At 29.3% G+C, this 24743-nt stretch carries 25 protein-coding genes, 1 tRNA gene and 1 pseudogene; 5 read left to right on the forward strand and 22 right to left on the reverse strand.

The genetic code is table 11. The features are described 5' to 3' along the window. The 3 genes from L8X38_RS01345 to rplM all read right to left on the reverse strand — a co-directional run bounded on the left by L8X38_RS01345 (position 1) and on the right by rplM (position 2048). Complete coding sequence (locus L8X38_RS01345) at positions 1-987, reverse strand: OmpA family protein (protein ID WP_263661062.1); 987 nt, start codon at positions 985-987, stop codon at positions 1-3. 243 nt (positions 988-1230) lie between these two features. Beyond that, positions 1231-1620, reverse strand: a complete 390-nt coding sequence (rpsI, locus tag L8X38_RS01350) for a 30S ribosomal protein S9 (protein ID WP_039617655.1) — start codon at positions 1618-1620, stop codon at positions 1231-1233. Positions 1621-1622: 2 nt separating this feature from the next. After that, positions 1623-2048 carry a 50S ribosomal protein L13 gene (gene rplM, locus L8X38_RS01355; protein WP_039617653.1) on the reverse strand — a complete coding sequence of 142 codons (426 nt, stop codon included), beginning with the start codon at positions 2046-2048 and terminating at the stop codon, positions 1623-1625. 190 nt (positions 2049-2238) lie between these two features. Here rplM and L8X38_RS01360 point away from each other — a divergent pair, with 190 nt between their 5' ends. From L8X38_RS01360 to L8X38_RS08430, 3 genes and pseudogenes are all read left to right on the forward strand, one after another. Further along, positions 2239-3042 (forward strand): DnaJ domain-containing protein, encoded by an 804-nt coding sequence (locus tag L8X38_RS01360; RefSeq protein WP_263661063.1) that lies wholly within the window; start codon positions 2239-2241, stop codon positions 3040-3042. Beyond that, positions 3042-3704: pseudogene (locus tag L8X38_RS08500) on the forward strand (WG repeat-containing protein); the annotation flags it as partial. The gene L8X38_RS01360 and the pseudogene L8X38_RS08500, both read left to right, overlap by 1 nt. Next, the gene (locus tag L8X38_RS08430; protein ID WP_412175440.1) at positions 3696-3992 is read left to right on the forward strand and encodes a WG repeat-containing protein; all 297 of its coding nucleotides are present in this window, start codon (positions 3696-3698) and stop codon (positions 3990-3992) included. The pseudogene L8X38_RS08500 and the gene L8X38_RS08430, both read left to right, overlap by 9 nt. A gap of 84 nt (positions 3993-4076) precedes the next feature. On the opposite strand, the gene L8X38_RS01370 is transcribed toward L8X38_RS08430, so the two are convergent. The 17 genes from L8X38_RS01370 to L8X38_RS01455 form a co-directional block, all read right to left on the reverse strand. Beyond that, positions 4077-5759, reverse strand: coding sequence for a UvrD-helicase domain-containing protein (locus L8X38_RS01370; RefSeq protein WP_263661065.1), 1683 nt, complete (start codon positions 5757-5759; stop codon positions 4077-4079). A 9-nt stretch (positions 5760-5768) separates the two neighbouring features. Continuing rightward, positions 5769-8513 (reverse strand): RecB-like helicase, encoded by a 2745-nt coding sequence (locus tag L8X38_RS01375; protein ID WP_263661066.1) that lies wholly within the window; start codon positions 8511-8513, stop codon positions 5769-5771. Then, a complete protein-coding gene (locus L8X38_RS01380; RefSeq protein WP_263661067.1) occupies positions 8510-10897 on the reverse strand; it encodes a PD-(D/E)XK nuclease family protein in 2388 nt (795 codons plus the stop codon). Before L8X38_RS01380 ends, L8X38_RS01375 begins: the two co-directional genes overlap by 4 nt. Next, positions 10897-11409: a FixH family protein gene (locus L8X38_RS01385; RefSeq protein ID WP_165955270.1), complete on the reverse strand. Its 513-nt coding sequence runs from the start codon at positions 11407-11409 to the stop codon at positions 10897-10899. The genes L8X38_RS01380 and L8X38_RS01385 overlap by 1 nt, the downstream gene beginning before the upstream one ends. Before the next feature lie 2 nt (positions 11410-11411). Then, complete coding sequence (locus tag L8X38_RS01390; protein WP_261529512.1) at positions 11412-11987, reverse strand: hypothetical protein; 576 nt, start codon at positions 11985-11987, stop codon at positions 11412-11414. A 100-nt stretch (positions 11988-12087) separates the two neighbouring features. Then, positions 12088-12300 (reverse strand): DUF4006 family protein, encoded by a 213-nt coding sequence (locus tag L8X38_RS01400; RefSeq protein WP_133319393.1) that lies wholly within the window; start codon positions 12298-12300, stop codon positions 12088-12090. Beyond that, positions 12300-13178, reverse strand: coding sequence for a cytochrome-c oxidase, cbb3-type subunit III (gene ccoP, locus L8X38_RS01405; protein WP_263659490.1), 879 nt, complete (start codon positions 13176-13178; stop codon positions 12300-12302). The genes L8X38_RS01400 and ccoP overlap by 1 nt, the downstream gene beginning before the upstream one ends. Then, complete coding sequence (locus tag L8X38_RS01410; RefSeq protein ID WP_133319395.1) at positions 13178-13381, reverse strand: cytochrome c oxidase, cbb3-type, CcoQ subunit; 204 nt, start codon at positions 13379-13381, stop codon at positions 13178-13180. Before L8X38_RS01410 ends, ccoP begins: the two co-directional genes overlap by 1 nt. An 8-nt stretch (positions 13382-13389) precedes the next feature. Further along, positions 13390-14055, reverse strand: a complete 666-nt coding sequence (gene ccoO, locus L8X38_RS01415; protein WP_087700416.1) for a cytochrome-c oxidase, cbb3-type subunit II — start codon at positions 14053-14055, stop codon at positions 13390-13392. 11 nt (positions 14056-14066) lie between these two features. Continuing rightward, positions 14067-15533 (reverse strand): cytochrome-c oxidase, cbb3-type subunit I, encoded by a 1467-nt coding sequence (ccoN, locus tag L8X38_RS01420; protein ID WP_039617631.1) that lies wholly within the window; start codon positions 15531-15533, stop codon positions 14067-14069. A 108-nt stretch (positions 15534-15641) separates the two neighbouring features. Next, positions 15642-16304 carry a sulfite exporter TauE/SafE family protein gene (locus tag L8X38_RS01425; RefSeq protein ID WP_133319397.1) on the reverse strand — a complete coding sequence of 221 codons (663 nt, stop codon included), beginning with the start codon at positions 16302-16304 and terminating at the stop codon, positions 15642-15644. Continuing rightward, positions 16301-17419, reverse strand: a complete 1119-nt coding sequence (gene carA, locus L8X38_RS01430; protein ID WP_263661068.1) for a glutamine-hydrolyzing carbamoyl-phosphate synthase small subunit — start codon at positions 17417-17419, stop codon at positions 16301-16303. Before carA ends, L8X38_RS01425 begins: the two co-directional genes overlap by 4 nt. Further along, entirely contained in the window at positions 17416-17967 is a 552-nt protein-coding gene (locus tag L8X38_RS01435) for a DUF507 family protein (protein WP_133319399.1), read from the reverse strand. The genes carA and L8X38_RS01435 overlap by 4 nt, the downstream gene beginning before the upstream one ends. 63 nt (positions 17968-18030) lie before the next feature. Next, on the reverse strand, positions 18031-18549 hold the full coding sequence (locus L8X38_RS01440) for a MotE family protein (protein ID WP_165955271.1): 519 nt from the start codon (positions 18547-18549) through the stop codon (positions 18031-18033). Beyond that, positions 18546-18965, reverse strand: coding sequence for a flagellar FliJ family protein (locus L8X38_RS01445; protein WP_133319401.1), 420 nt, complete (start codon positions 18963-18965; stop codon positions 18546-18548). Before L8X38_RS01445 ends, L8X38_RS01440 begins: the two co-directional genes overlap by 4 nt. Next, complete coding sequence (locus L8X38_RS01450) at positions 18962-20212, reverse strand: adenylosuccinate synthase (RefSeq protein ID WP_133319402.1); 1251 nt, start codon at positions 20210-20212, stop codon at positions 18962-18964. Before L8X38_RS01450 ends, L8X38_RS01445 begins: the two co-directional genes overlap by 4 nt. A 26-nt stretch (positions 20213-20238) precedes the next feature. Then, positions 20239-20336, reverse strand: a tRNA-Sec gene (locus L8X38_RS01455). A gap of 155 nt (positions 20337-20491) precedes the next feature. Between L8X38_RS01455 and yedE the strand changes: the two genes are divergently transcribed. After that, positions 20492-21700 carry a selenium metabolism membrane protein YedE/FdhT gene (yedE, locus tag L8X38_RS01460; protein ID WP_263661069.1) on the forward strand — a complete coding sequence of 403 codons (1209 nt, stop codon included), beginning with the start codon at positions 20492-20494 and terminating at the stop codon, positions 21698-21700. Continuing rightward, a complete protein-coding gene (yedF, locus tag L8X38_RS01465; protein WP_133319404.1) occupies positions 21697-21924 on the forward strand; it encodes a sulfurtransferase-like selenium metabolism protein YedF in 228 nt (75 codons plus the stop codon). The genes yedE and yedF overlap by 4 nt, the downstream gene beginning before the upstream one ends. A gap of 21 nt (positions 21925-21945) precedes the next feature. On the opposite strand, the gene L8X38_RS01470 is transcribed toward yedF, so the two are convergent. Further along, positions 21946-23073 carry a mandelate racemase/muconate lactonizing enzyme family protein gene (locus tag L8X38_RS01470; protein WP_263661070.1) on the reverse strand — a complete coding sequence of 376 codons (1128 nt, stop codon included), beginning with the start codon at positions 23071-23073 and terminating at the stop codon, positions 21946-21948. Then, on the reverse strand, positions 23054-24571 hold the full coding sequence (locus tag L8X38_RS01475; protein ID WP_263660528.1) for a BCCT family transporter: 1518 nt from the start codon (positions 24569-24571) through the stop codon (positions 23054-23056). Before L8X38_RS01475 ends, L8X38_RS01470 begins: the two co-directional genes overlap by 20 nt. Between the last annotated feature and the right edge of the window lie 172 nt (positions 24572-24743).

Raw genomic sequence — 24743 nt, forward strand, 5'->3', positions numbered from 1 at the left:
TTATTCTTTAATAAAAAATTTTGCTTCAACGCGTCTATTTTGCGCACGACCTTCTTTGGTATCATTGCTTGCTTTTGGCTTTTCAAAACCATAGCCTTTAGTTACAATTTTTTCTTTAGCAACACCTGTTTTTTCAAGTTCCTTCGCTACGGCATTAGCACGCTCTAATGATAATTTTTGATTATAAGCCTTAGGACCTGTACTATCTGTATGGCCTTCTAAAATAGTATAGTATTGAGGATTTTCTTCTAAGATCTTACCTACTTCTTGAATTTTTTGAGCAAATTCTGGATTTATATTAGTCTGATCAAAACCAAAATGTCCCTCAAGGGCTATTGTTTTTTCACAACCTATATGATCAAGCAAAGCACCTTTTCTTGGTTCTGAACATGTTTTATCGATTTGTTTTACTTGTGGCTTTTCTTCAATTTGCTTTGTTTCAACATTAGGAGTTTTTGGAGCTTTATTGCCAAAATAAAAACTTAAACCAACACTAGAAATTAAATTATGTTCGCCATTGTTGAATTTAATTTGATCTCTTGCTTCAAGTCTTAAAGCTAAATCTTCTCCAAGTGCGAATTTAAAACCCGCACCATATTGAGCAAACATACCACTTTTATTTTCATAAGCCCCATGACTTAAATACTCATAACCTGTTCCTAATAATCCATATAAATACACATGATTAGCTAAATCAATTCCTTTAATAGCATTCACATAAAATCTCGAAACACTAGTATTTGTATGTGTATTATCATTTGGATTATTATATTTTGCATTATCATAATACTCTAAACCAAGTTCAGCTTGATCTATCCATAAATCATCATAGTGATAGCCAAATCTTAAGCCAACTCCACCATAATTTTTAAGATCTAAATTTCCTTCTGGTGTTGTATAGTTAAAGGTCGGGGTTATTTCTATTTTGCTAGCATCAAAAGCAAATAAAACACTAGCTAAACTAACTAAGCTTATAATTTTTTTCATAACAATCCTTATAAAATAAATTGAGCGATTATATAAAAAAGAAGATTAAAATAAAATAAGCCCCTTTGGGTAAGGGGCTTAAATTTACTACAAAAAGGAGGTTTCCCTGATCGGACCTTGGAATTATAAATATTTATTCTAAACAAAAAATCCTTTGATTTTAAATAAAATAAAAATATATGAAAAAAATATGATTTTTTTAAAAAAATAGAGAAAATGGATCCAAAATGGATCCAAAAAATATTAGCGTTTAGAGAATTGTGGGCTTCTTCTTGCTTTTCTGCGACCGTATTTTTTACGCTCAACAGTTCTGCTATCTCTAGTAAGAAGTCCTTTTGGTTTTAATAATGCTCTAAAATCTGCATCCATAGCAGCTAAAGCTCTTGAAATACCATGTCTTAAAGCTTCAGCTTGAGCGCTGTATCCACCGCCTAAAGTTGTTGCTTTAATATCCATAGAAGTTTCTTGTTTAGTTACTAATAAAGGCTGAACTACTTTTAATTTTATAGCTTCATGTCCGCCAAGCCAAGTGTTTAAATCCATACCATTAACGATGATTTTACCACTACCAGCTTTTACCCAAACTTTAGCTACAGCGGTTTTTCTTTTACCTGTTGCGTATGTTGTTGCCATGATTATTTTCCTTTATTAGCAATTTGAGCAGTATGAGGGTGTTCGCTACCTGCATAAATTTTTAATTTTTTAAGCATAGCTCTACCTAGGTTTGTTTTAGGTAGCATACCACGAACTGCTAATTTATATAATTTAACTGGATTTTTTTCTAATAAATCACCAAATTTTTCACTTTTTACGCTTCCAAAATACCCTGAATGTCTGTGATATAGTTTATCTTCTGCTTTATTTGCACCTGTGAAAACTGCTTTAGAAGCATTGATAATGATTACATAATCTCCACAGTCAACATTTGGAGTATAGCAAGGTTTATTTTTACCTCTTAAAATAGTCGCTACTTCTGTTAAAAGACGACCAAAACGCTTTCCTTCAGCGTCTAAAACGATCCATTCGCGTTTTACTTCGTTTGGCTTTGTTATCTTTGTCATCATCTTACCTTTGCCAAAAATTTTTTTTAAAAAATGAGATTATAATTATTTTAGCTTAATTAATACTTAATTTAAGAATACTTAAAGCTTAAATATTTTGATTAATTCTTGCAGATAAAAGTAAAATAGCACATTTTAAGTAAGTTCTTTATAAAATAACTTTTTATTATATTAAAAATAAGGTTTTATTTTGTTTTCTTTAAAATTTAAAACTCAAGAATATAGAATTTGTAAGCATTGCTCAGAATTTAACCCCGACAAAGACGCTAAATTTTGTATATTTTGCGGAAAAGAATTATACCATGTTGCAAGACAAAAATTTGATTATATTTATAGTAAAAATCCTGCTATCATGGTTGCTTTTTTAGCAAAAGTTGCCAAAGTAGATAATAAAATCATTACTCAAGATTTATCTAAATTTATATCTTCTTTACTTGATAAGATAGAAATGTTTTATACTAAAGAGTATAGTGGCTTTAGAAATACTTATGCAAGTATTTTTGAGTATGAGAAAAATCAAGGTAGAAGCATTAGTGAGCTTTGCTCTAACATACGCATAAGCAAGAAAGAAGCAGATTTTCTTATATGTTTATTGCTTGATCTAATATATTATAATAAACAAATGAGTGCAAATGAAAACACCTTAATGGAAAATATCATCATAGGACTTGGATTAAACCTCATAAGCTTTAGGGAAATAAAAATAAGATATGAGCAAATTTATAATTTCACACATGAAAACACTCAGCAAAAACAAGAAAAACACCAAGATGAAATAAAAATCACCCTAGAACAAGCCTATGAAATTTTAAATTCTCATCCAAATGATGATTTTGAAAGTATAAAGAAAAATTATAGAAAACTAGCTAAAGAATACCACTATGATAATCTTCATTCTAAAGAGCTTCCACCTGAACTTTTAAAGATAGCTCAAGAGATGATGAAAAAGATCAACCTAGCCTATGAAATCATAAAACAAGCAAGGGGTGAATGATGCTTATTTGCAAACATTGCAATATGAAAAATTTAGATGTAGCTAAATTTTGTAAAGGATGTGGAAGTAATGAACTATACGATCCACAAGCAAAAGAAAAACTAGAAAAAGAAAGACAAAGACAAGAAGAATTAAAAAGATTAGAAGAAGAAAGAAAGAAGAAAATCGAAGAAGAGATAAAAATAGCCCAAGAAGAAAGAGAAAAGAAACTCAAACAAAGAAAAGAATTCATCATAAAACACAAAAGTAAAATCATAGCTAGTGTGATGATTTTGATTTTGATAGCCTTAGCAAGTGTGTATCAGTATTTTTACGGTGGAAAATACAGCCGAATTTACACAAGCAAACTTGAAAGTAAATGCCACAGCGATGAAGCAAGTTGTAAAATACTCCAAGCTATCTACAAAGAAAAATGTGACAAGGGAGATAGTAAAGCTTGTATAGGTGCTTATATACACAAACATAAGGATCTAAGAGCTATCAAAGATAATAATCAATGGAATTTAGTCAATGAAAATAATAAAATTTTAGTTGAAAATGCATTTGATTATACGTGGGGTTTTAATGAAGGTTTGACTGGTGTTAAACTGAATGGTAAATGGGGTTTTATTGATACAAGTGGAAAAATTGCAATAGAACCTAAATTTGATGGTATAGGATATTTTAGTGAAGGTTTAGCAGCAATTAAACTGAATAATAAGTGGGGTTTTATAGACAAAAACGGAAAGTTGATAATAAAACTTAATTTTGATGGTGTGTGGAGTTTTAGTGAAGGTTTGGCTGGTGTTAAACTGAATGGTAAGTGGGGTTTTATTGATACAAGTGGAAAAATTGCAATAGAACCTACATTTGATAATGTAAAACTGGATTTTAGAGAAGGATTAGCGGAAGTTAACTTAAACGGAAAATGGGTATATATTGACAAAAAAGGTAATATTATAAAAGATTAAATTATCATACTAGGGTTGAAAAATAAAAAATAATATAGCAAAACTTTAGAAATTTAAAACAATTGAGAATGGCTGTAAATTATGCTACATCCATTCTTTAGAATATTCTAAATATTTTTTATTGTTATTTAACACCACTAAAGCTTCTTTGGCTCTTGTTAATGCAACATAGGTTCTAAAGTCATTACAAATACTACTTTTATTTTCACTAACATAAATAATTACTTTGTTTTCCATACCTTTAAAACTGTTTATGGTGGATATTGTCACAGCATCACTTTCTAACGAGAAATCATCTTTATTATCAAACATATGTTCAATGTTTATATTGTTTTTAACTAAAAAACACATCATGCTATGCCCTATATTTTTATTGGGTACTAAAATGCTTATATCTTTTAGATTATATTTCTCATTTATGAAAAACCTACAATAATATAAAATTTTATCATACAGATCTTTTTCTTCAATATTCTCCCAAACCAACGAATACAAATCTAAAGTATTTTCATTTATGATAATTTCTGAATTTAAAAAATCACCAAAGTTCTTATCAGGATGATTTTCTAAATAATCCTTTAAGAATGTTTCAAAAAATAGATTAGTCTTGTGAATTAAACTTGGCAAACGGGTAGATCTTTTCACTTCTTTTAAAACAGCCCAAGCGCCTTTAAATTTGTATTTATATCCACCCATACTTTCTTCAATCCATGATACACTTCTGTTATATAAATTTTGTCTATCATCAGCTGCTAATAAAACTTCACTATTTTCATCTAAAAAATAAAGCAAAATATCAAACCATTCTTTTTTAAAATCTTGTGCTTCATCTATTAATATTGCATCGTATTTTCTATTTTTCGAATTTGATTTTTTTTCTTGAAGTTTTAAAACCTGCTCTATTAAAGCACATTCATATAAATCAAAATTATTGCCATATTTTTTTACTTCTAATCCATTTTCTTCTACATATAATTTAATAAATTCATGAAAATGATTATATTCTATAAATTTCCATTCAAAATCTTTGCATGTTTTATTTATTTGGTCTCTTATATATCTTTTTAATGTTCTATTAAAACAAATAATTAATACTTTTTTGTTAGCTATTGCTATATTTACCGCTTTTTGTGCAACAACCAAGGTTTTTCCACTCCCTGCAACCCCTTTTAATCTTCTCCATGTTTTTGGAGTATGTTCTATAAGTCTTTTTTGTTGTTGTGTTAAATTTATATATTCTCCATTTTCTTTTTTGTGTTTTTTTGGAAGTAAAAAATCTCTTATTTCGTTTGGTGATTTAATAAAGCTATTTGGATAATTTATTATAAATTTAATTAAGTTATATTTTTTATCACATCCAAAAATTTCAATACCTCTTTCCCCTATAAAGTCAATGACATCTTGGGTGCAGCTATTATAAAAATAATGAATACAAATAGCAGGAAGTTGCTTAAAATAATTAAATTGAGTTTTATATCTTCTAAGCTGAGAATTTGGATTAGCTATTTCAGAACGTCCACCATTAGTATATTTATAATATTTATTCTTTTTACTATCTTTTTCAAATCTTTCTAATTTCCAATCTTTAATTTCGATAATAAATACACCTTTATGCTCGTGAAAAAGAATAATATCAGGTCTATTTCCATTCAAATTAGGTTGGACATAAATTTCATAATCCTCTGGTAAATTATCATTTAAATATTTAATTAAGAATTTTTCACCATCAGTAGATTTATAATTTGAATTTACAATAAAACATCTCATACAATTTCCTTAAACCTCCACTATCTCCACTTTATCCTTTAAAATATATACCAAAAAAGCCTTAGTGGAAGTCTTGGCTAAGATTTTTTCTATGGCTTCTTTGTAAAGCAAAACTTGCTTTTTATGCTCGTTTAAATTTAAACCTGTTTTATAGTCTATAATGATAGCTTCATTATCATCAAATGCAAGCATATCAAGTTGTTTTTGTTCGCCTTTATAAGTGATGATTTGCTCTTTTAGTAGCTTTTTACCCACTAAAAGCGCGTTAAAGCTCTCATCTTTTAAAAGCATGGTAAGTCTTTTAAAAAGCTCATTAAAACCTTTATCATCTAAGTAAAAACGATATTTTTTATACACCATTTGCTTGCAAAATTCAAAATTACTTTTAGTGTTAAAGTCAAAATATTGCAAAAACTCATGCAAAGCTAAGCCAAAATGTATTTGCGTGCTTGAAAGATGACTTTTTACTTTAACTTCTTGCAAATTTACCTTTTGAAATTCTTCAAAGCTCTCTATTTGTTCTAAATTTTCTAAAGGCTCATTTGTTTTGACAAGCTGTTCTTCTATAATGCCTATTTGTTTTTCTTCATAGTCTTGAAAATAGCTCTTAAAGGTTTTAAAACTCTCATCATTTTTTATGATAAAAAGAGAGTTTTTAGCTCTAGTAAGGGCTACATATAGACAATTTATCTCATCTTCTGCTTGAAGTTTTTCTCTTTTAGCTAAAAAGGCATTGTAATTTTGATCTTCAAGATATTTTCTAGCACTGTGTCGGTATTTTACTTCCCAACCTTGCTCTAAATCATACTCAAACATTAAAGTTTCATTATCCGGAGCTTTTTTACTAAGTCTATCAAGTACGATTAAATTTTCAAATTCAAGCCCCTTAGATTTATGCACGGTCATAATACTTACTCCATCATCTTGAGCTTGTAAAGACTTTAGCTCACATGGAGCAAATAAAAAATCAAAAAAATTATCAAAAGTGCTTGCATACTCTAAATATGCGATGAGATTAACATCACTTAAATCAAGCTTTAAAATATGCACTAGGTATTTTAAAATCTCACTTACACTACGGTTTAAATCAAGCGTTATAAACTCAAGTTCTTTTTCTAAAATACTACTTGCAAAGTACAAACTAAACTCATCTTTAAGCACACAAGCCTTTGCGTACTCAAAAAGCACTCTTACACTAATACAATCTATCAAAGCTACATTGCTTTGTGTATAAGCTTTAATGTCATTTTCTTCAAGAAATTCTTTCATTAAAGTAGCGTCTTTGTTAATCCACACCAAAATGCAAATTTCACTAAGCTTTACGCCTTTTTCTAAAAGCTTTTGGATGATCTTTAAAACTTCTTTGCCACTTGCTTCATGTAAAGAACTTTTTGGTGGGATATGATTTTGCAAAACTTCCACATATCCACCTTCTTTAATGCTTTTTTGCAAAGTAAAGCTAGGATTTAAAAAGCTATCAAAAAATTTATCTTTAAAGACTTCATTTACATAATCAACAATGATCTTTTTACTGCGATAATTAGTATCTAAATGCTCTAATTTAATTTGTGGAAAATCTTTTAAAAGCTTATCAAAAAGCTCTTTTTTGCCCCCTCTAAAACCATATATGCTTTGCTTTTTATCCCCCACATAAAAAAAGCTTCTATTTTTTTTCACTCCCTCGCCTGAAACAAGCTCAGCAATGATAGGTTTTAAAATTTGATACTGCAAAACATTAGTATCTTGAAATTCATCGATTAATAAATGCGAAATATAACCATCGAGTCTAAAATAAATCAAATCTTTATTAGTTTCATCACTAATTAACTCATGAGTTTTTAAAGCTATATCTGAAAAAGTCAGTGCATTTTGCTTGGCATTATTTTCATTTCTTGCTTCTTTAAAATGCTTCAAAAGCTTTGCAAGCATACTAATGCGATAATTTTCCATTTGAGTAAAATACTCTTTTGCGCTTTGTAAAAACTCTGCTCTTTTTTGTAAAAATTCACTATCGATGACTTTTACAAAATATTTTTTATCTAAATCACAAATAATAGGTTTAGTAAAGAAATCTTCTATGTTTTCAAATTCAAAATTTTTTTGATAGTTTTTATCTGTGCTTAAATTTCTTGCATAAGTTATAAACTCACTTAAGCTTTTTTCTAAAAAAGTTTTATTTGGAAAATGTGCATTTTGTATAGATTTTATTTCACAAGATCTTTCATACAAGCTTTCAAGATTTTGCAAAAAATCACTTTTACTTTTTGTTTGGACAATGTAATAAGCTAAAGCTCTTAATTCTTCTTCGTCTAATTTAGAAATGAAATTTTTATAACTATCTTGACTTTCTATAATGTCAAAATCACTCATAAGACCTAAATTTAAAGCAAAAGAACGAATGATTTGTGAAAAAAAGCTGTCAAAAGTGTAGATATTAAGCTTAGATCTTAAAAACTCATCTTTGTATTTTTCTCTTAAAGCTATAAGCTCATCTTTGCTTTTACCTAGCATTTTCATAAGCTCATTACACTCTGCTTTATTCTCCCCATTTTCAAGCACATCAAATTCTAAAAAGGTTTTAAAAACTCTTTCTTTCATTTCGCTTGTAGCTTTATTAGTAAAAGTAAGGGCTAAAATTTCATTAATCTTAGCTCCCATTAAAACCAAAGCTACAAAACGCACACTTAATGCAAAAGTTTTTCCACTTCCTGCGCTAGCTTCCAAAGCTAAAAAAGGCTCAAAATGATAACTCAAAGCTTAAACTCCTTTTTATAAAGCATGGTATAAGGGCTGTAAGTATTGTCGTTTTTTTGATTAAAAAATTCTTTTTCCAAAGGTTCTTTAGCAAGCTCATTAAGCAAATCTTTAAGTTCTTGTACGCTCTTACTTTTAGCATTTTCATGTATGATTTTGATATTTTTTAGATCATAAAAGCAAGCTTTTGTATTTAATAAGGTATTTTGATTTTCTAATAAAAACTTATAAAAAGCAAGTTGATAAGATTTTTCATCTGCCTTACCACTTTTATAATCTATAATCAATCTTTCATTACCATTATTATCTACTCTATCTAAAAAGCCTATGGCGTGAATTTTCACTCCATTTTCTGTAATAAATTCTTTTCTTGGTGGATTAAATTCACATTTTTCTACCACATAACCTTGCTTAAAATGCTCATTTTCAAGTGTTTGGAATTCTTTAAATATAGTTTGTATTAAAGCTAAATTTAGCGCATCAACTCGGTATTGTTTAATGCTTTTTACCACTTGCATAAAAACTTCATAATCAAAATGATTTTTAGATTTTTGTGTATAATAAAGTTCTAAAGCCTTATGGATAAAACTCCCCAACTCATTTGCTCTAAGTGTATCGTCTAAAGTCTTTGGCTCTTTTAATCTTAAAACATATTTATAATAATAATCCAAACCATAATGCACAAGAAGATGAAATCTTGAAAAAGAAAGATCGTTTTGAAAATAATCGTGCTTTGCTTTAATATTTACAATAGGCTCAAGATTAAAAGTACATGGATAAGTTTGAAAATATTTCACATAAGCATTATTACTATAAGTCTTGTCTTCATAAAATGGAAGTTCAAGTTCGTTTAAAAATCTTGATTTGATTTTTTCTTCATTTTCCACATAAGAAATTCCAACTAATTTTGCCTTGGCTATTAAAGTATAATAATAATGTCTTTGTAAATTTTCTCTTTGAGTATGAGTGATAAGTCCTGCTTTTTTGCGAATTTCATTGTTTAAAAATAACTCGCTTGAAACTCTTTTTGGGATAAACTCATCATTAAAATCGACTATAATCACCCCGTCATATCTAAGTCCCCTACTTTCTAAAAGCCCCATTACAGTAACTTCACCACCACCAACACTGCTTAATTTTATACCATCAATTTGCATGAAAAATAATTCTAAAATTTGCACAAAGCTTAACTCGTGTGTTTTTACAAGCTCTTTGATAAAAATAAGCTCTTGATGTATATAATTTTTTAATTCCTCATCACTATCTTCTAGCAAATTAAAAATAAAATTCTCAAAAAAATCAAAAGAAATATTTTCATCAAAAAACTTTTTAAACTCTGTAAAATCAACACTAGAAGAAAAAAAATGTAAATTACACAAATGTTTGTTTAAATTACACCTTTCATAAAATTCTTCATCTTCTTCATACTCAAACTCATCATCTTTAGCACTTTCATACAAAGACTTTAATCTGTGATAAAAAAGTGTATTTTTAATACTTTCTCCACTTGCATAATTTAAAACATTGTTTTTATCATAAAGTCTTAAAATATCTACAAAATTCTCATCAGGTGTAATCACTACAATATCTTTTGCGCTTATACCGGATTTTAAAAAAGAATTAATTTTTTCAAAAACAAAAGCAGCTTGTAAAGATCTTAAATGAAAACTTTTATAACTAATTTTACTTTCTTTAAAAAAGCACCCTTCTTTTAAAATTGTTTTTTGATTTAAATCAAACAAATAAGCATAATTTGCCTTAAGAGAAAGTCCTTGTAAAAAGCTAAGAGTATTTAAAAAATCTTTATTAAATTTAGTGCAATTAAACTGCACTTTAAGAGGAAGTATTTCCTTAACTTTTAACAAAAGCTCTACTTCAAAGGCATTTAAAAAACCTTGAAAATCAAAAATAATCTCATCATAATTTTTTAAAAAATCACTATTAATTTCATAATCTAGCGGCAAAGAAATATCATCATATAGATTTTGCTCTTTTAACAAGGTAAGATAATTTTTAAAAAGTTCTTCTAAAATTTGCAAATGTTCATCATACTGAGCGTAAGCATCATGAAATTTTAATGAGTTGATATCTTTTTTTTCCAAACTAAGCTCTTTAAAGAAACTAAATAAATAAGCATTATTTTTTAAGAAAGCAAAAAAATTACTCGGTATTTTTAAGCTTTGCTCTAAATTTTTAGTTTGCTCACAAGCCTTTTTCATCAAAAGTAAACACTCATAGTGTGTTGCTTGAAAATGCGGAGAAAAAACTAACTTTTGTATAAATTCGGCTATACTCATAGCCGGTTCTACTAAACTATCAACCTGTAGTTTTTTCTCATAATACTTTCTTAAAGCTCTTAGTGAGCTAAATACAAAAAGTTTCATTATTTAGTCTGCAAAAAGAATTTAAAAAATCCTACACTATTTTCATCTTGAGTGATTTTTAAAAGTATTTGCCAAACACCTTTTTCTTTGATATTAAAATCAAACACCAAATCACTTCCTTCTAATCTTACTTGCAAATTCTCATCATTTACATTTGTATGTGGACGCGAAAGTAAAGTTTGGATTTGAAGCTTACTCAAGTCATAATCTTTTAAATTTTCAATTGCAATCCTAAGCTCATTTTGTCCTTCATTGATATAATAAACTTGATTTTTCTTATGCATAAAGCTTTCTTTGTCTTTAATGCTTAGCTTAAAATTTTCATCAAAAGTCTTTTGTCTGTTTTGAATTTCATTATAATTTAACTCTACATTTTGATAAGAATCAAAATAAAAATTATCTTCATACACAGGAGCCTTACTTGCAATAAAAATCGTAACAATACAAGCTATAACAATAAGCCCCAAAGAAATCAAAATACCATAAGGCCAAAATGTTTTCTTATTTTCCATTTTTATTTTCTCCTTTTGATTTTTCTTTGAACTAGCATTAAAATTGCAACACATAAAAATCCATAGATTAAAATTCTCATGATATTTAAAGTATCACGATTTGAATTTCCATAAAAAGGTTTTATATTAAAATAATTTGCTACTTGATCGGCTATATCTGCATAACCATTTAAAATAGCTGCATTATAAATATCTTTTTGTTTAGGATTTGCAAGTATAGGTAAAATTGTTCCTTTTTCAGGATAAGGACTCAAAACACCTTCTTTATCAAAAAAAGCCAAAGCATCATCGCTTGCAAGTATATCTACCTTATGTGAAGCTTTAGAAAATACAAGTAAAATATATGGCTTACTTAAATTAGCTTCATAATTTTTTAAACTTTCAAAATCTTTTTTATCACTTAATGCTAAAGCGATATTTACTCCAGTTAATTCATAAATTTGTCTAGAACTTGTAGTGATATTTTGTTCTATCGCAGTGTTTAAGATATTATCATTTAATAATATTTCAGCATGTAAAAAATTAGCAAAACAAATAAAAATGGCGGCTAAAAAACCGCCTTTAAATATATTTTTCATCCTATAAAAAGATGATTTGCAGTTAAAACCGACCAAGCAGTGATTCCAGCCGCTACAACTAAACCTGCTATGATTAAATACTCAAGAACTTTTGCCATAATCATTCCTTTATAATGATATGTTCTTCTCTTTTAGAGTCAAACATTTTAATTTGTTCTGCATTTTCTATTTTATAAGGTTTTTGCATAACATCTTGTTGTGTTTTTAGACCCAAAATAGTTAATCCTGCTAAAATCGATAATAATAAAATAGTTGCTATTAACATTCCGCTAACGCCTGAAAGTGAAAATACACATCTGTTTGAATTTTCCATTATTCGCCCCTTGAAAGAGAAATCACATATTCGCCGACCGCTTCTTTTTGAAGCTCATTTAACAAGCCATTGTTAAAATGAGGCATTACACCTATACTACCTGCTTTACCACGATTTAACACATCTACTACAAATTCTGCACTACCATATTTTGTTAAATCTGGAGCCACTAATTGACCATCAATAGTTCCTTTTCCATCTTCACCATGGCATACTGTACAAGTGACAAATAATTCTTTTCCTTTTGCCACAAGTTGAGGATTTTCAGTTTTTTTAATTGCTGAAATTTCAGAAGCAACATAAGCGGCAATTGCAGGAATATCAGCTTCATCTATACCATTATCTGCTGCACTTAACATCTCACCCATAGGATAATTTAAGCCCTTAGAACCTTTAGTAATTACTTCTATAAGTCCCTCTTCTGAACCCCAAACATTAAGATTTTGAGCTTTTCCATTGATACCATCACCTGTAATACCATGACAAGAAGAGCATTGAACTAAAAAGATATTTTTACCCATTTCTTGCTTATCTTCATTGTTTAAATTTGCAAATTTTTGTGCAAATTTCTCATTATGCGCTTGCACTTCTTTATTATATTGACCAATTTGAGAATAACTATTTAAAGGATACCCCCAAAGAAAATACCATATACACCATACTATAGCTAAGAAAAATACCACAGCCCAGCCAAGTGGTATAGGATTTTTATATTCACCTATACCATCCCAACTATGTTCGCTTAGCTCACCCTGACTTTTTTCTTCTTTCATACTTTTAAACAATTTTCCTACCACAACAAGCGTAATCAATATGATAAGAATTGCTCCAATAAAAGATAATAAATTAACATTATCTTGTAAGTTCAACCATTGCATTAAGCACTCCTTTTATTTTGCTCTAAAACACGATCGCCAATTTCATCATGTAATGCTAAATCAGCATATTTTTCATAGTTTCTTCTACCTGTTTTTTCAGATCTATACAAATGAAACCAATAAGAATACAAAACTACCACTAAGAATACTACAAGGGCAAAAAAGCCATAAGCTTGCAACTCTCTTATTAGTTCTAAATCCATAGTTTTTCCTATTTCAAGCTATTAAGATACGCAATCAAAGCGACAATTTCTCTAATTTCACCTCTAGCAAACGCATCTTTAACATCTTGATTTTTCATTTGATCTACTATAGCTTGGGCTTCTGCTTTAACTTCTGCTTGAGCTTCTTCCCAAGTACCAAGTTTTGTACCATTTTCAACATCATAAGGAACATTGAAAACTTTTTTTACAGTTAGTGCTTCTGCATAAGCTGTTTCTATATTTGCATTATTGCTAAACATATGTTTGTAAGCTGGCATAATAGAACCAGGAACAACTGAAACTGGATCCCACATGTGATTTTCATGCCAATCTGTAGTTCTAAAATTACCTATACGCAATAAATCAGGTCCAGTTCTTTTTGAACCCCATAAAAATGGTCTATCATAAGCATATTCACCACTAACTGAATACATACCATAACGATCTGTTTCTGATTTAAAAGGACGAATAAGTTGTGAATGACATGCATTGCAACTTTCTTTAATATAAGCATGGCGTCCTGCAAGTTGTAAAACCGTATAAGGCTTTTTACCTTCAATTGGTCTTGCATTTTGAGCAAAATCAGGTAAAACTTCCACAATACCTGCATATGCGATCACTATAAATACTGCCACAGCAAAAAAGAATGGATTTTTTTCTAACCAACTAAACATATTTTTCCTCCTTATGCTGCCATAGGTGAAGCACTTTTTGGCTCTTTATCAAGCACTCTACCCACTGAAATTGATTTATAAATATTATAAACAAACATGAAAAATCCTACTAAGTACAACAAGCCACCTACAGCTCTAATCCAATAATAAGGAATAATAGCTTCAACAGTATCAATGAAAGTATAAAGTAAGTTACCATACTCATCTGTAGCTCTCCACATCATACCTTGAGTAATACCTGCTATCCACATAGAACTAAAGTACAATACTATACCTGTAGTTTGGATCCAAAATTGAGCTTCCATTAGCGATTTACTATATAATTCTCTTTTAAACATTCTAGGCACCATGTGATAAAGCGCAGCCATAGTCATAAAGCCAACCCAACCTAAAGTACCATCATGAACATGTCCTGGAATCCAATCTGTAAAGTGTGCTAATGCATTAACTGATTTAATAGAAAGAATAGGACCTTCCAAAGTTGAGAACATATAGAAAGTTGAAGCTAAAATCATAAATTTGATTAATGGGCTTTCTCTTAATTGACTCCACTCACCTTTCATAGTAAGTAAGATATTAATTGCTGAACCCCAAGAAGGTAAAATAAGAACGATTGAAAAAACTGAACCCATAGTTTGCATCCAATCAGGCACTGTAGAATAAATCAAGTGGTGTCCACCTGCCCATAAATAAACAAACATTAAGCCCCAAAATGCAAATAAAGATAGTTTGTATGAGAAAATTGGTTGTCCACTTTCTTTTGGTAGAAAATAATAAATTTGAGCGATAATACCAACAGTGAATACAAATGCAACTGCATTGTGTCCATACCACCATTGAACTAATGCATCGTTTGTCCCTGCATACATAGAAACACTATGCCACCAATCACCCATTCCACTCACAAAATAAGTAGGCACAGCCATATTGTTAAATAAATAAAGCATTGCTATACCTAGGAAAGTAGCTATATAATACCAAAGTGAAACATATAAAGTTTTTTCACGGCGAATTCCAATAAGCCCAAAAATACTTACACCCCATAAAACCCAAACTAAAACTACCAATATATCAAGTGGCCATTCAAGCTCTGCGTATTCCTTTGAAGTGCTAACACCTGCAAACAAAGTAATAACAGCTATAATCATAGTGATCATGTAAAGCCAAAAATGCAATTTACCAATGAACATTAAAAAGCTTGATTCTGCCATACTAACTTTTAGCACACGCTGACCAATGTAATACCAAGTAGCCCAAATTCCTGAGAGCATAAAACCAAAAATTACACCTGAAGTGTGCAATGGTCTAAGTCTTGAAAAAGTACCATACTCACCGGCTAAATAATTTAAATCCGGATAAGCCATCTGAAAGGCAATAAGCGTTCCAATAGCCATACCAATAACACCAAACAATAAGGTAGCAAACATAAAATATTTAGCAACCGTATAGTCATAGTTTAATGCATTTCCTGGGTGCATTTCCTCTCCTTAAGTTTTTTTCTGCAATTATGCGATCTTTATATTATACGATACTTAATATCTTTTTTAGCTTAAACTATGTCTAATTATTTATTATTTATTAATAAATTATCGCGTAAAAACAAAGCCTATATAAGAAAAATACACACCATAACAAAAAATTAAAATATAGGAAATTAAACTAGCTATTTTTTGAAATTTTTCATTTAATGTTTTAGAAAAATACGCAAGAAATATCAATGCTGGTAAAGTTGAAAAACCAAAAACAAGCATAATTAAAGCCGATAAATACACACTTTGCACACTCATTCCAAAGGCTATATAAAAATACACCAAACCACAAGGCACAAAGCCATTTAAAAATCCTAAAAAAAGAGTACTCTTGAAAGATTTTTGTTGAATCAATCTAGAGATGTTTTTTTTAATTACGCATTCAAAAAATAAAGAATTTTCAAAAAAACTTAGAAATTTTCCTTTAAAAATCAAAGCAAGTGCTAATGTTATCATAAAAATTCCAATTATAAAAAACATTATGCCTTTTGAAAATTCACTAAATGAAAGCAAGCTTCCAAAAACTCCAAAAAATATACCCAAGCAAACATAAGCAAAAATTCGAGATAGATGATATGAGAAAATTAAAAGAAAAAAAGGAAGTTTAATTTGCTTTGAAAGCTGAGTATAAGCTAAAACAAAACCTCCACACATTCCATAACAATGCCCAAAACTAGAAAGAAAAGCTATACTTGCTAAAGCAATAAAATCTAAACTCACAAAAGCTCTAAAAATTCTTTAAAAATATACTTGCTCTCATGTGGTCCTGAAGAACTTTCTGGGTGATGTTGCACTGATATAATAGGATAATTTTTATATCTCACACCCTCTACATTATCACCAAACAAATTTCTATGAGTAATAGTTGCGACCTCTGCTATTTCTTCAGGAATATTATAATTATGATTTTGTGCTGTAATTTCTACTGTGTTATTAGTAAGGTTAATAACAGGATGATTTGCTCCATGTTGGCCGAATTTCATTTTATAAGTTTCATAACCAAAAGCATTACTTAAAAGTTGATGTCCCAAACAAATACCAAGCATAGGAATTTTAGCTTCTGCTAGTTTTTTAATCTCTGCGATTTCATCTTTTAAAATTTTTGGCTCACCTGGTCCATTTGATAAAAATACACCATGAATTTTACCTTTTTGATATAAATCAATCAAATCTTTTGCCTTGGTATTATAAGGAAAAACCTCCACCTCAAGTCCAACACTTACAAGCTCATTTAAAATATTTTCTTTTACACCATAATCAATCACAGCTACTTTTTTACCATTTGCTTTTACATTCTCATAAGCTTTGTTGCTATGATCCCAAGCACCTTTACTATGTTTATAAGAGCTTTTAGTGCTAACCTGTGCTACATAATTTACCTCATCAATTTTAGCACTAGAAAGAAGCATTTTTTTAAGCTCTTCTTTGTCCTTAATTTCAGTAGATATTACCGCTCTCAAATTTCCTTGATCTCTGATCATTTTAACTAAAAATCTAGTATCAATTTCACAAAGCCCTATTTTTTCATGCTTTTTCAAATAAGCACTTAAAGAATCATTGGCTCTAAAATTAGAATAATCTTCATTTAATTCTCTTATAATCATTCCGCTAGCAAATACATTTTTACTTTCATTATCTTCATCATTAATACCAACTATACCAATTTCTGGCATTGAAAATACTACAAACTGACCTGCATATGATGGATCAGAAATAATTTCTTGATACCCCGTTAAAGAAGTATTAAAAACAAGCTCTCCAAAAAAAGTTCCACTTTGTCCAAAAGCCTTTGCGCTTAAAAAAACATCATTCTCTATATAAATATATGCTTTCATAAAAGTCCTTTTTTTCTAAGCTCTTCTTGATATAGCTTTTCAAATACCAATTCATATTCTTCAGAACCTGGAATAAGTTTTCTTTTATAATTTGAAATTTTTTCATAGACTAAATCTTCTAAATTTTCATACTCTTTTAAATAAGACATAATACTTGAAAAAATGAGATTTTTCACGCGATTTTCTGACACATTGTAGTTTATCAAATCTTCTTCCACTAAATTTTCTAAAATTTTATGAGAAAGATTATTGTATCTATCTTCACTATCGAGCATAAATTTAAACTCATTTGCTAGTTTTTTCTTAATCATCCAAAACATACTTTTTCTATCTATTTGCATAAACTCAATTTCATCTTCTTGGCTTTCTAAAATTTCTTTTGCTTTTTCATCAAGTTTACGCTCATTTAAAACATCTATTTCTATAATTTCTTTTGCTGTTTTTAAAAGTTTTTGACTATCATCTTTAATTTTAACAAAAGAAGAATGCATTAAATCAAGTATTATTTTATTTGCTATATAAGGTATATGAGCTGGTTTGATACGCATTTATTCACCTTTTTATTTTTATTTTGAAATAATACTAAAAAAAAGGTAAAAACTGCTTAAAACTTACTGCGAACTTGCATTTTGATCTAAATTTTTCAAAAGTAGTGTTAAATCGGAAGCTTTTTTTGGATCCATCTTGGCCATAATGGATGAAATTTTTCTAGGATCTAGCGAAAGTAGAATTTTTGAAGCCTCATCCGGTTCCATTTCGCTTAATATACCTGCCACGGCCACATCTTTCATTTTAGCATAAATTTCTGTGATACGCCCCATGGTTTTATCATTAATAACTTGAAGATTTTGTTTAGTCGCTTCTAATATACGCTCATTTTGCTCTTTTAAACTTTTTATTTGCTCTAAACTTGCATTAACATCAGCTTCTTTTTGCTCCAAAGCTTGCATTTTTTCTTTTTGCAAAGCTTCAAAAGAAGCTCTATAAGCCTCTAAACTTTGTCTTGCTTCATCATATTCTCTAATTTGCTCTTGCATTTGCTCTTTTCTTGCTTCAAAATACTGCTCGCAATTTTGCTGTGCATTTACAAAATTTAAGAAAATCAATAAAAATATTATTTTTTTCATCATTTATCCTTATTAAAATGTCTTGTTATAGCAAGTTCATCTATAAATTTTTCTTCTTCTTTTTGTAAAGCTTTTTGGATTTTTTTTAATTCTTCATTTTCTAAAACCTTAATTTTTTCAAATTCCAAATGAGCCTTTTTGTATAAATGTTGATGATGTGCAAGTTCTTTTTTAGTTAGGTCTAATTTTTGTTTAATTCTTTGCTTACCCTCTCTTGCAATCTCTTGCATTTTTAAAGACGATCTTAACAAAGCCACCGAACCTTTATCAGCCAAAGTCAAGCTTTCGCATGTTTTTAAAGCTTCTTTAAATTCTTCTTCACACAACAAAAGCTTTTGTCTTGTTCTAGTCAAATTTGCCTCTGCTTTATCAAGCTGTTGTTTTCTAAGCTTAATCACAGAAGAATATTTGCTTTTCATAAAATGATAGTATCTTCTCTTTCAGGACTTGTGGAGATATAACCTACTCTAACGCCACTTAATTCTTCCAAACGCTTAATGTATTTTTTAGCATTTTCAGGTAGCAAATCATAATCTCTAATCCCTGCAACTTTATCCCAACCTTCCATTACTTCATAAATAGGCTTAGCGTTTTCTAAATCACAAGGTACATAGTCTATTTCTTGTCCTTTATATTCATATGCTTTACAGATTTTAACACTTTCAAAACCATCTAATACATCAAGTTTCATTAATGATAAAGTATCTAAGCCATTTAATCTTGCAGTATATCTTACCGCAACCGCATCAAACCAACCACATCTTCTTTTTCTACCTGTGCTTACTCCGATTTCTTTACCAATAAGTCCTATTTTTTCACCATCTTCACCTAAATCCTCACTTGGAAAAGCTCCATTTCCCACTCTTGTTGTGTAAGCTTTTACTATGCCTATAACTTTTCCAATTTCTTTTGGATTTAATCCCAAACCACTTAAAGCTCCAGCTGAAATAGTCGTTGAACTAGTTACATAAGGATAAGTTCCATGATCAATATCAAGCATAGAACCTTGTGCACCTTCTAACAATACTTTTTTATCCTCATCTAAAGCTTTCCAAAGCATTCTTGTAGTATCTGTAATATATGGCGCTAGCACTTCTTTAAAGCGTTTTAAATCTTTTAAAATTTCATCATAACTAGGCATTGCAATACCTAAAACATCAAAATAAGTTTTTTTAAGTTCAAAATCTTTCATTAAATTTTCACAAAGCTTTTCAGGCTCTAGCAATTCCCCTACTCTATGTCCATTACGACTTATTTTATCTTCATAGCTTGGCCCTATGCCTTTGCCTGTTGTTCCTATAGCTTTATCGCCTTTAAGTCTTTCTCTTGCTTGATCAATCAAAGCATGATGATTTAAATTTAAATGAGCTCTATCGCTTATAAATAATCTTCCTTCTAAATTTTCAAATTGAGCCATTTCACTAATTAATACATCAGGATTAACTACAACTCCATTACCTATAACATTAATACATTGCTTATTTAAAACACCTGATGGCATTAAATGTAAAGCATATCTTATACCATCAACCCATATAGTGTGACCTGCATTATGTCCACCTGCACTTCTGCAAACATAATCATAATTTTCACATAGTTTATCAACTATCTTACCCTTACCTTCATCACCCCATTGGATACCAACGACAATATCTGCTTTACTCATAAAAAAACTCCATTTTGACTTAAATTTGGCGAGAAGGTGAGAGAATCGAACTCCCCAAAAAGTAGTCAACTACCCTTTCATCTGATTTGAAGTCAGTGGCCATCACCAGATAAGCTAACCTTCCAAAAATGATATTATATCTTAATATTTTTAATTGAAACAAAAATTAAACATATGAAATTATAAGCGTGTAAAAATACTTTGAAATATTATATTTTTTAGTTATAATGTTTGTTTTTCAGTGTCAAGTTTTGACAATTACAATTTTTGGATATATCAATGCATTCTTTCAAACAATCTTTTTTTATAAATTTTTGGGATAACTCCAAAGGCATGATTATACTTGGAATTTTAAGTGCTATTTATTTTGGAATTTTTGGTAGTGTTTGGGCTGTTACAGGTGAAATGACACGCTGGGGTGGAGAAATTTTAGAATTTTTTGGTATGGATTTAAGCTCCTACACTTACTACCAAAAGCAAAATTTAAGTGGCAGTCCCTTAACAAGAATTGATGGTATCATGCTCATAGGTATGTTTATAGGGTGCTTAGTAGCTGCATTTTTAGCAAATAAATTTAAATGGCGTTTGCCTGCTAGCAAAATTCGAATTTTTCAAGCTATTATAGGAGGAATTTTATCAGGCTTTGGTGCAAGACTTGCTTTTGGTTGTAATTTAGCAAATTTCTTTACAGGTTTACCTTATTTTTCTTTACATACTTGGGTTTTTACTTTATTTATGATTTTAGGAATTTATCTAGGTGTTAAGGTTTGTAATCTTGCCTTATTTAAGCCAAAAGCAAAGTTACAACGCGTTTGCAAAGAAAATCAAAAATTAAAAACACAAAATAAAATTTCAAAAATATATTTTTACATAGGACTTGGTGTATTTATAATTTTTATAACTTATGTTGTATTTATACTACAAAAACAAAATATTGATATTAAAAACAAAGAAAGTTTTTTTCCTTTAGCGTTAATATTTGGTTTTGTTTTTGGTTTTATCATTTCTAGGGCTCAAATTTGCTTCACTTCTTGCTTTAGAGATTTATTTTTATTTGGTAGAGACAATGCTATAAAAGGCGCTTTAATAGGTATGATCATAGCTTGTTTAATAGCTTTTGCTTTTATATTACAAGGGCATACTAGTAAAGTAATAGAAATATCACCAAACCTTGCTATAGGTGCTTTTTTATTTGGATTTGGAATAGTTTTTGCCGGAGGATGCGAGTGTGGTTGGATGTATAGAGCTTGCGAGGGACAAAGTCATTTTATTATAGTGGGTATTGCCAATATCATCGGTACTATAATCTTAGCTTTAAATTATGATCATTTCCCAAAAATACTAACAAATGGTATAAAAATTCATCTTTTAAATGATTTTGGTTATTTTAATGGCTTATTAATCAATTTAGCTTTGTTTGCTATTTTATTTTTGTTTGTTTTAAAATTTAAAAGATTATTCTTCCAACACAACAAAGGAAAATTATGATTATTCATTATAGTTTAAATTTAGAAGGTGAGGCATGCCCATATCCTGCTATAGCTACCATTGATGCATTAAAAGAATTAAAATCAGGTGAAGTCTTAGAAATTTTATGTGATTGCCCACAAAGTATTAATTCTATACCTCAAGATGCGAAAAATCGCGGATTTGAAATTTTAGAGATAGATCAAGATGGACCAACGCTTAGATTTTTAATTCAAAAACCTTAAAAATTAGATTTGAGTATTTACTCAAATCTTTATATTTATACGATATTTTTCTATTAAATTTTCATCCAATATCACTCCTATACCCACAGCATCATTGACTTCAACTATACCATCTTTGCAAGGGATTAAATTTTTCACCAAATGAGTAAAAAGCACACTTGTTGATTGAGAATACTCTATCAAATTACAATATTTAGTACTTGCTAGAAACTGCACCGTAGCAGCAAGTAAAATTCCTGTAGAAAAACCATGCGGGACTAAATCACAACCATATTTTAAAGATATTTTTTCAATTTCTAACATAGTGTCAAAACCACCGCATCTAGTAATATCAGGTTGCACAATAGAAACTTTTGACTTTTTAATAAAATTTTCAAACTCATTTAGCGTGTAAAAACTCTCTCCACCCGTAATCTTACAAGGTAAGTGTTCACTAAGTCTTGCATAATCATAAAAATTATTTGCACTAACTGGTTCTTCTATCCACTCTAAGTTATATTCTTCAATTTCCAAAAATCTTTCTCTTGCATAAGAAAAATTTTTCCAAAGCCCTACTAAGTCAATACTAAGTTTAATATCATCGCCCACTGCACCTCTAATATTCTTGATAATCTCTTTATCAGCTAATGCATTATTGCCAAAGCCTGCACCACCAAATTTTAATAGTTTAAAACCTTCTTCTTTTAAGTATTTTACTCTAGAAATATTTTCTTCCATATTTTTACTCGGAATAAAAGTAGCGTATGCATTTAAAAAGTCTTTTCTTTTTCCACCAAGTATAGTAGCTACACTTACACCATAAATTTTTCCAAGTAAATCATATAAAGCAATATTTATTGCACTTAAAGCACAAATTAATGCTCCGCTAAGTCCATAATACGCACTTCCCTCAATCAAATCATCCATAATCTTCTTAATATTTCTTGGATCTTGTCCTATTAAAATTTCACTTAAATTTCTGCAAGATCCATGAGTACTAGGTTGCTCAAACATTATCTTTAAAACTGCCGCAGCACTATCACTTTCTCCTATTCCATAAAGATTATTATCTGTATAAATTCTTAATATAAAGGCATCTTCACCCCACTCACAAGACTCATCAAAAGTTTTTGTCCTTAACCATATAGGTTCAACCTTTGTAATTTTCATTATCCATCCTTTTTATCCATTTAATAAGCCCATAAAAGCTAATAGCAAGTATTACCAAAAAAGGAGCAGCACTCAAAACAACTGCAACTTTTAAGGTATTTAAATCTGCATTTATATAAAGCATTGCTAAAGGAATTAATCCAAGCATAATACACCAAAAAACTTTTAAATATTTACTAGGATTTTCACTATCTATTTTTGTGCTTACACAAGAAATAGTAAATGCAGTAGCATCCATATGAGAAGCCAAAAATACCATCATAAGCAGGAAATAAAAAAGAGCAAAAATAGTACCAAATGGTAGTGTTTTTATCAATGCTACCACTCCAGCTTCTCCAGCATTTGAACTAATAAAATTTGGAACATCTAAGATTCCACTTTGAAAAATATCTATTGCATATGAACTCAAAACTCCAAAGAAAAACCAAGTCCCAATACATCCACCCACAATAAGACCAAAAATTACTTGACGAATGGTCCTTCCTTTAGAAATTTTTGTCACAAAAATACTAACAGCAGGAGTGTAAGTAATCCAATAAAGCCAATAAAAAACTGTCCAATCAGAATTAAAGCTACTTACACCAGCAATATCATTATATAAGCTCATTGAAACATAATTACTAAAAAATACCCCTATACTATTTATTATATTATTTAATATAAATACACTATCTCCTAAAATAAATACCAATATTGCAAACACAAAACACAAGATACAAGATATTTTAGCAAGTTTTGCCATACCACTTGATAATCCAACAAAACTAGAAAAGGTAAAAACAGCTGTAACAATAGCTAAAAGAATAAATTTTAAATAAAAACCATCATTAATATCAAAAATTCCAGAAAGTCCAGCACTAATTGTAATTATAGAAAGGGTTGTAGTAAGCACAAGTCCACCAAAAGTACTAAATAAAAACACAACATCGATGATTTTATCAAGCACTATATTTTGATTAATATGCAAGATATTTGCTATTAAACTTGAAATTTTTAAATTTTTATTTTTAAAAATATAAAAATGAAAACACATTGCAATAGAACTTAAAGCATATACAGCCCAAGGCGTAATACCCCAATGCAAATACACAAAAGAAGTTGCACTTCTTAAAGCTTCTGTAGATTTTGGAGTAATATTTAATCCAGGTGCTAAATAATAATATGCCCATTCCATAAATGCCCAATACATAGTAGCAGATCCAAGTCCTGCACAAATAAACATAAAAATCCAAGCAGTATTTGAATAAGGATTTATCCCATCGCCTAATTTAATATTACCTATTTTAGAAAAAGCCAAGTAGAAAATAAAAACTACACAAATAAACTCAAAAAGTTGAACAAATGAGCCAAACATATGTGTAAGCTTACTAAAAAGAAAATTTGCTACTTCTAAAGCTTTACTAGGATTTATAAGTAAAATTACAATCACCATAAAAACCGCCAAAATAGATGTCACTATCAAAAATAAATCATAAGTTTTTTGATTATTTTTTTGCATAAATCTCCTTTTTGTTTCAAGTAGTAAATATATAGTATTTTCTTATTTTAAAATAAAACTTAAAGAAACTTTTATCATAAATGCATTAAAAGCTATACCTTAGTATTTTCAAATATTTTTTACTATAATAAAAAATTATTTAATCAATAAATTATTGCTACTAAAATACACA

It is taken from the genome of Campylobacter sp. CNRCH_2014_2452, from assembly GCF_025772865.1.
GTDB lineage: Bacteria > Campylobacterota > Campylobacteria > Campylobacterales > Campylobacteraceae > Campylobacter_D > Campylobacter_D lari_D.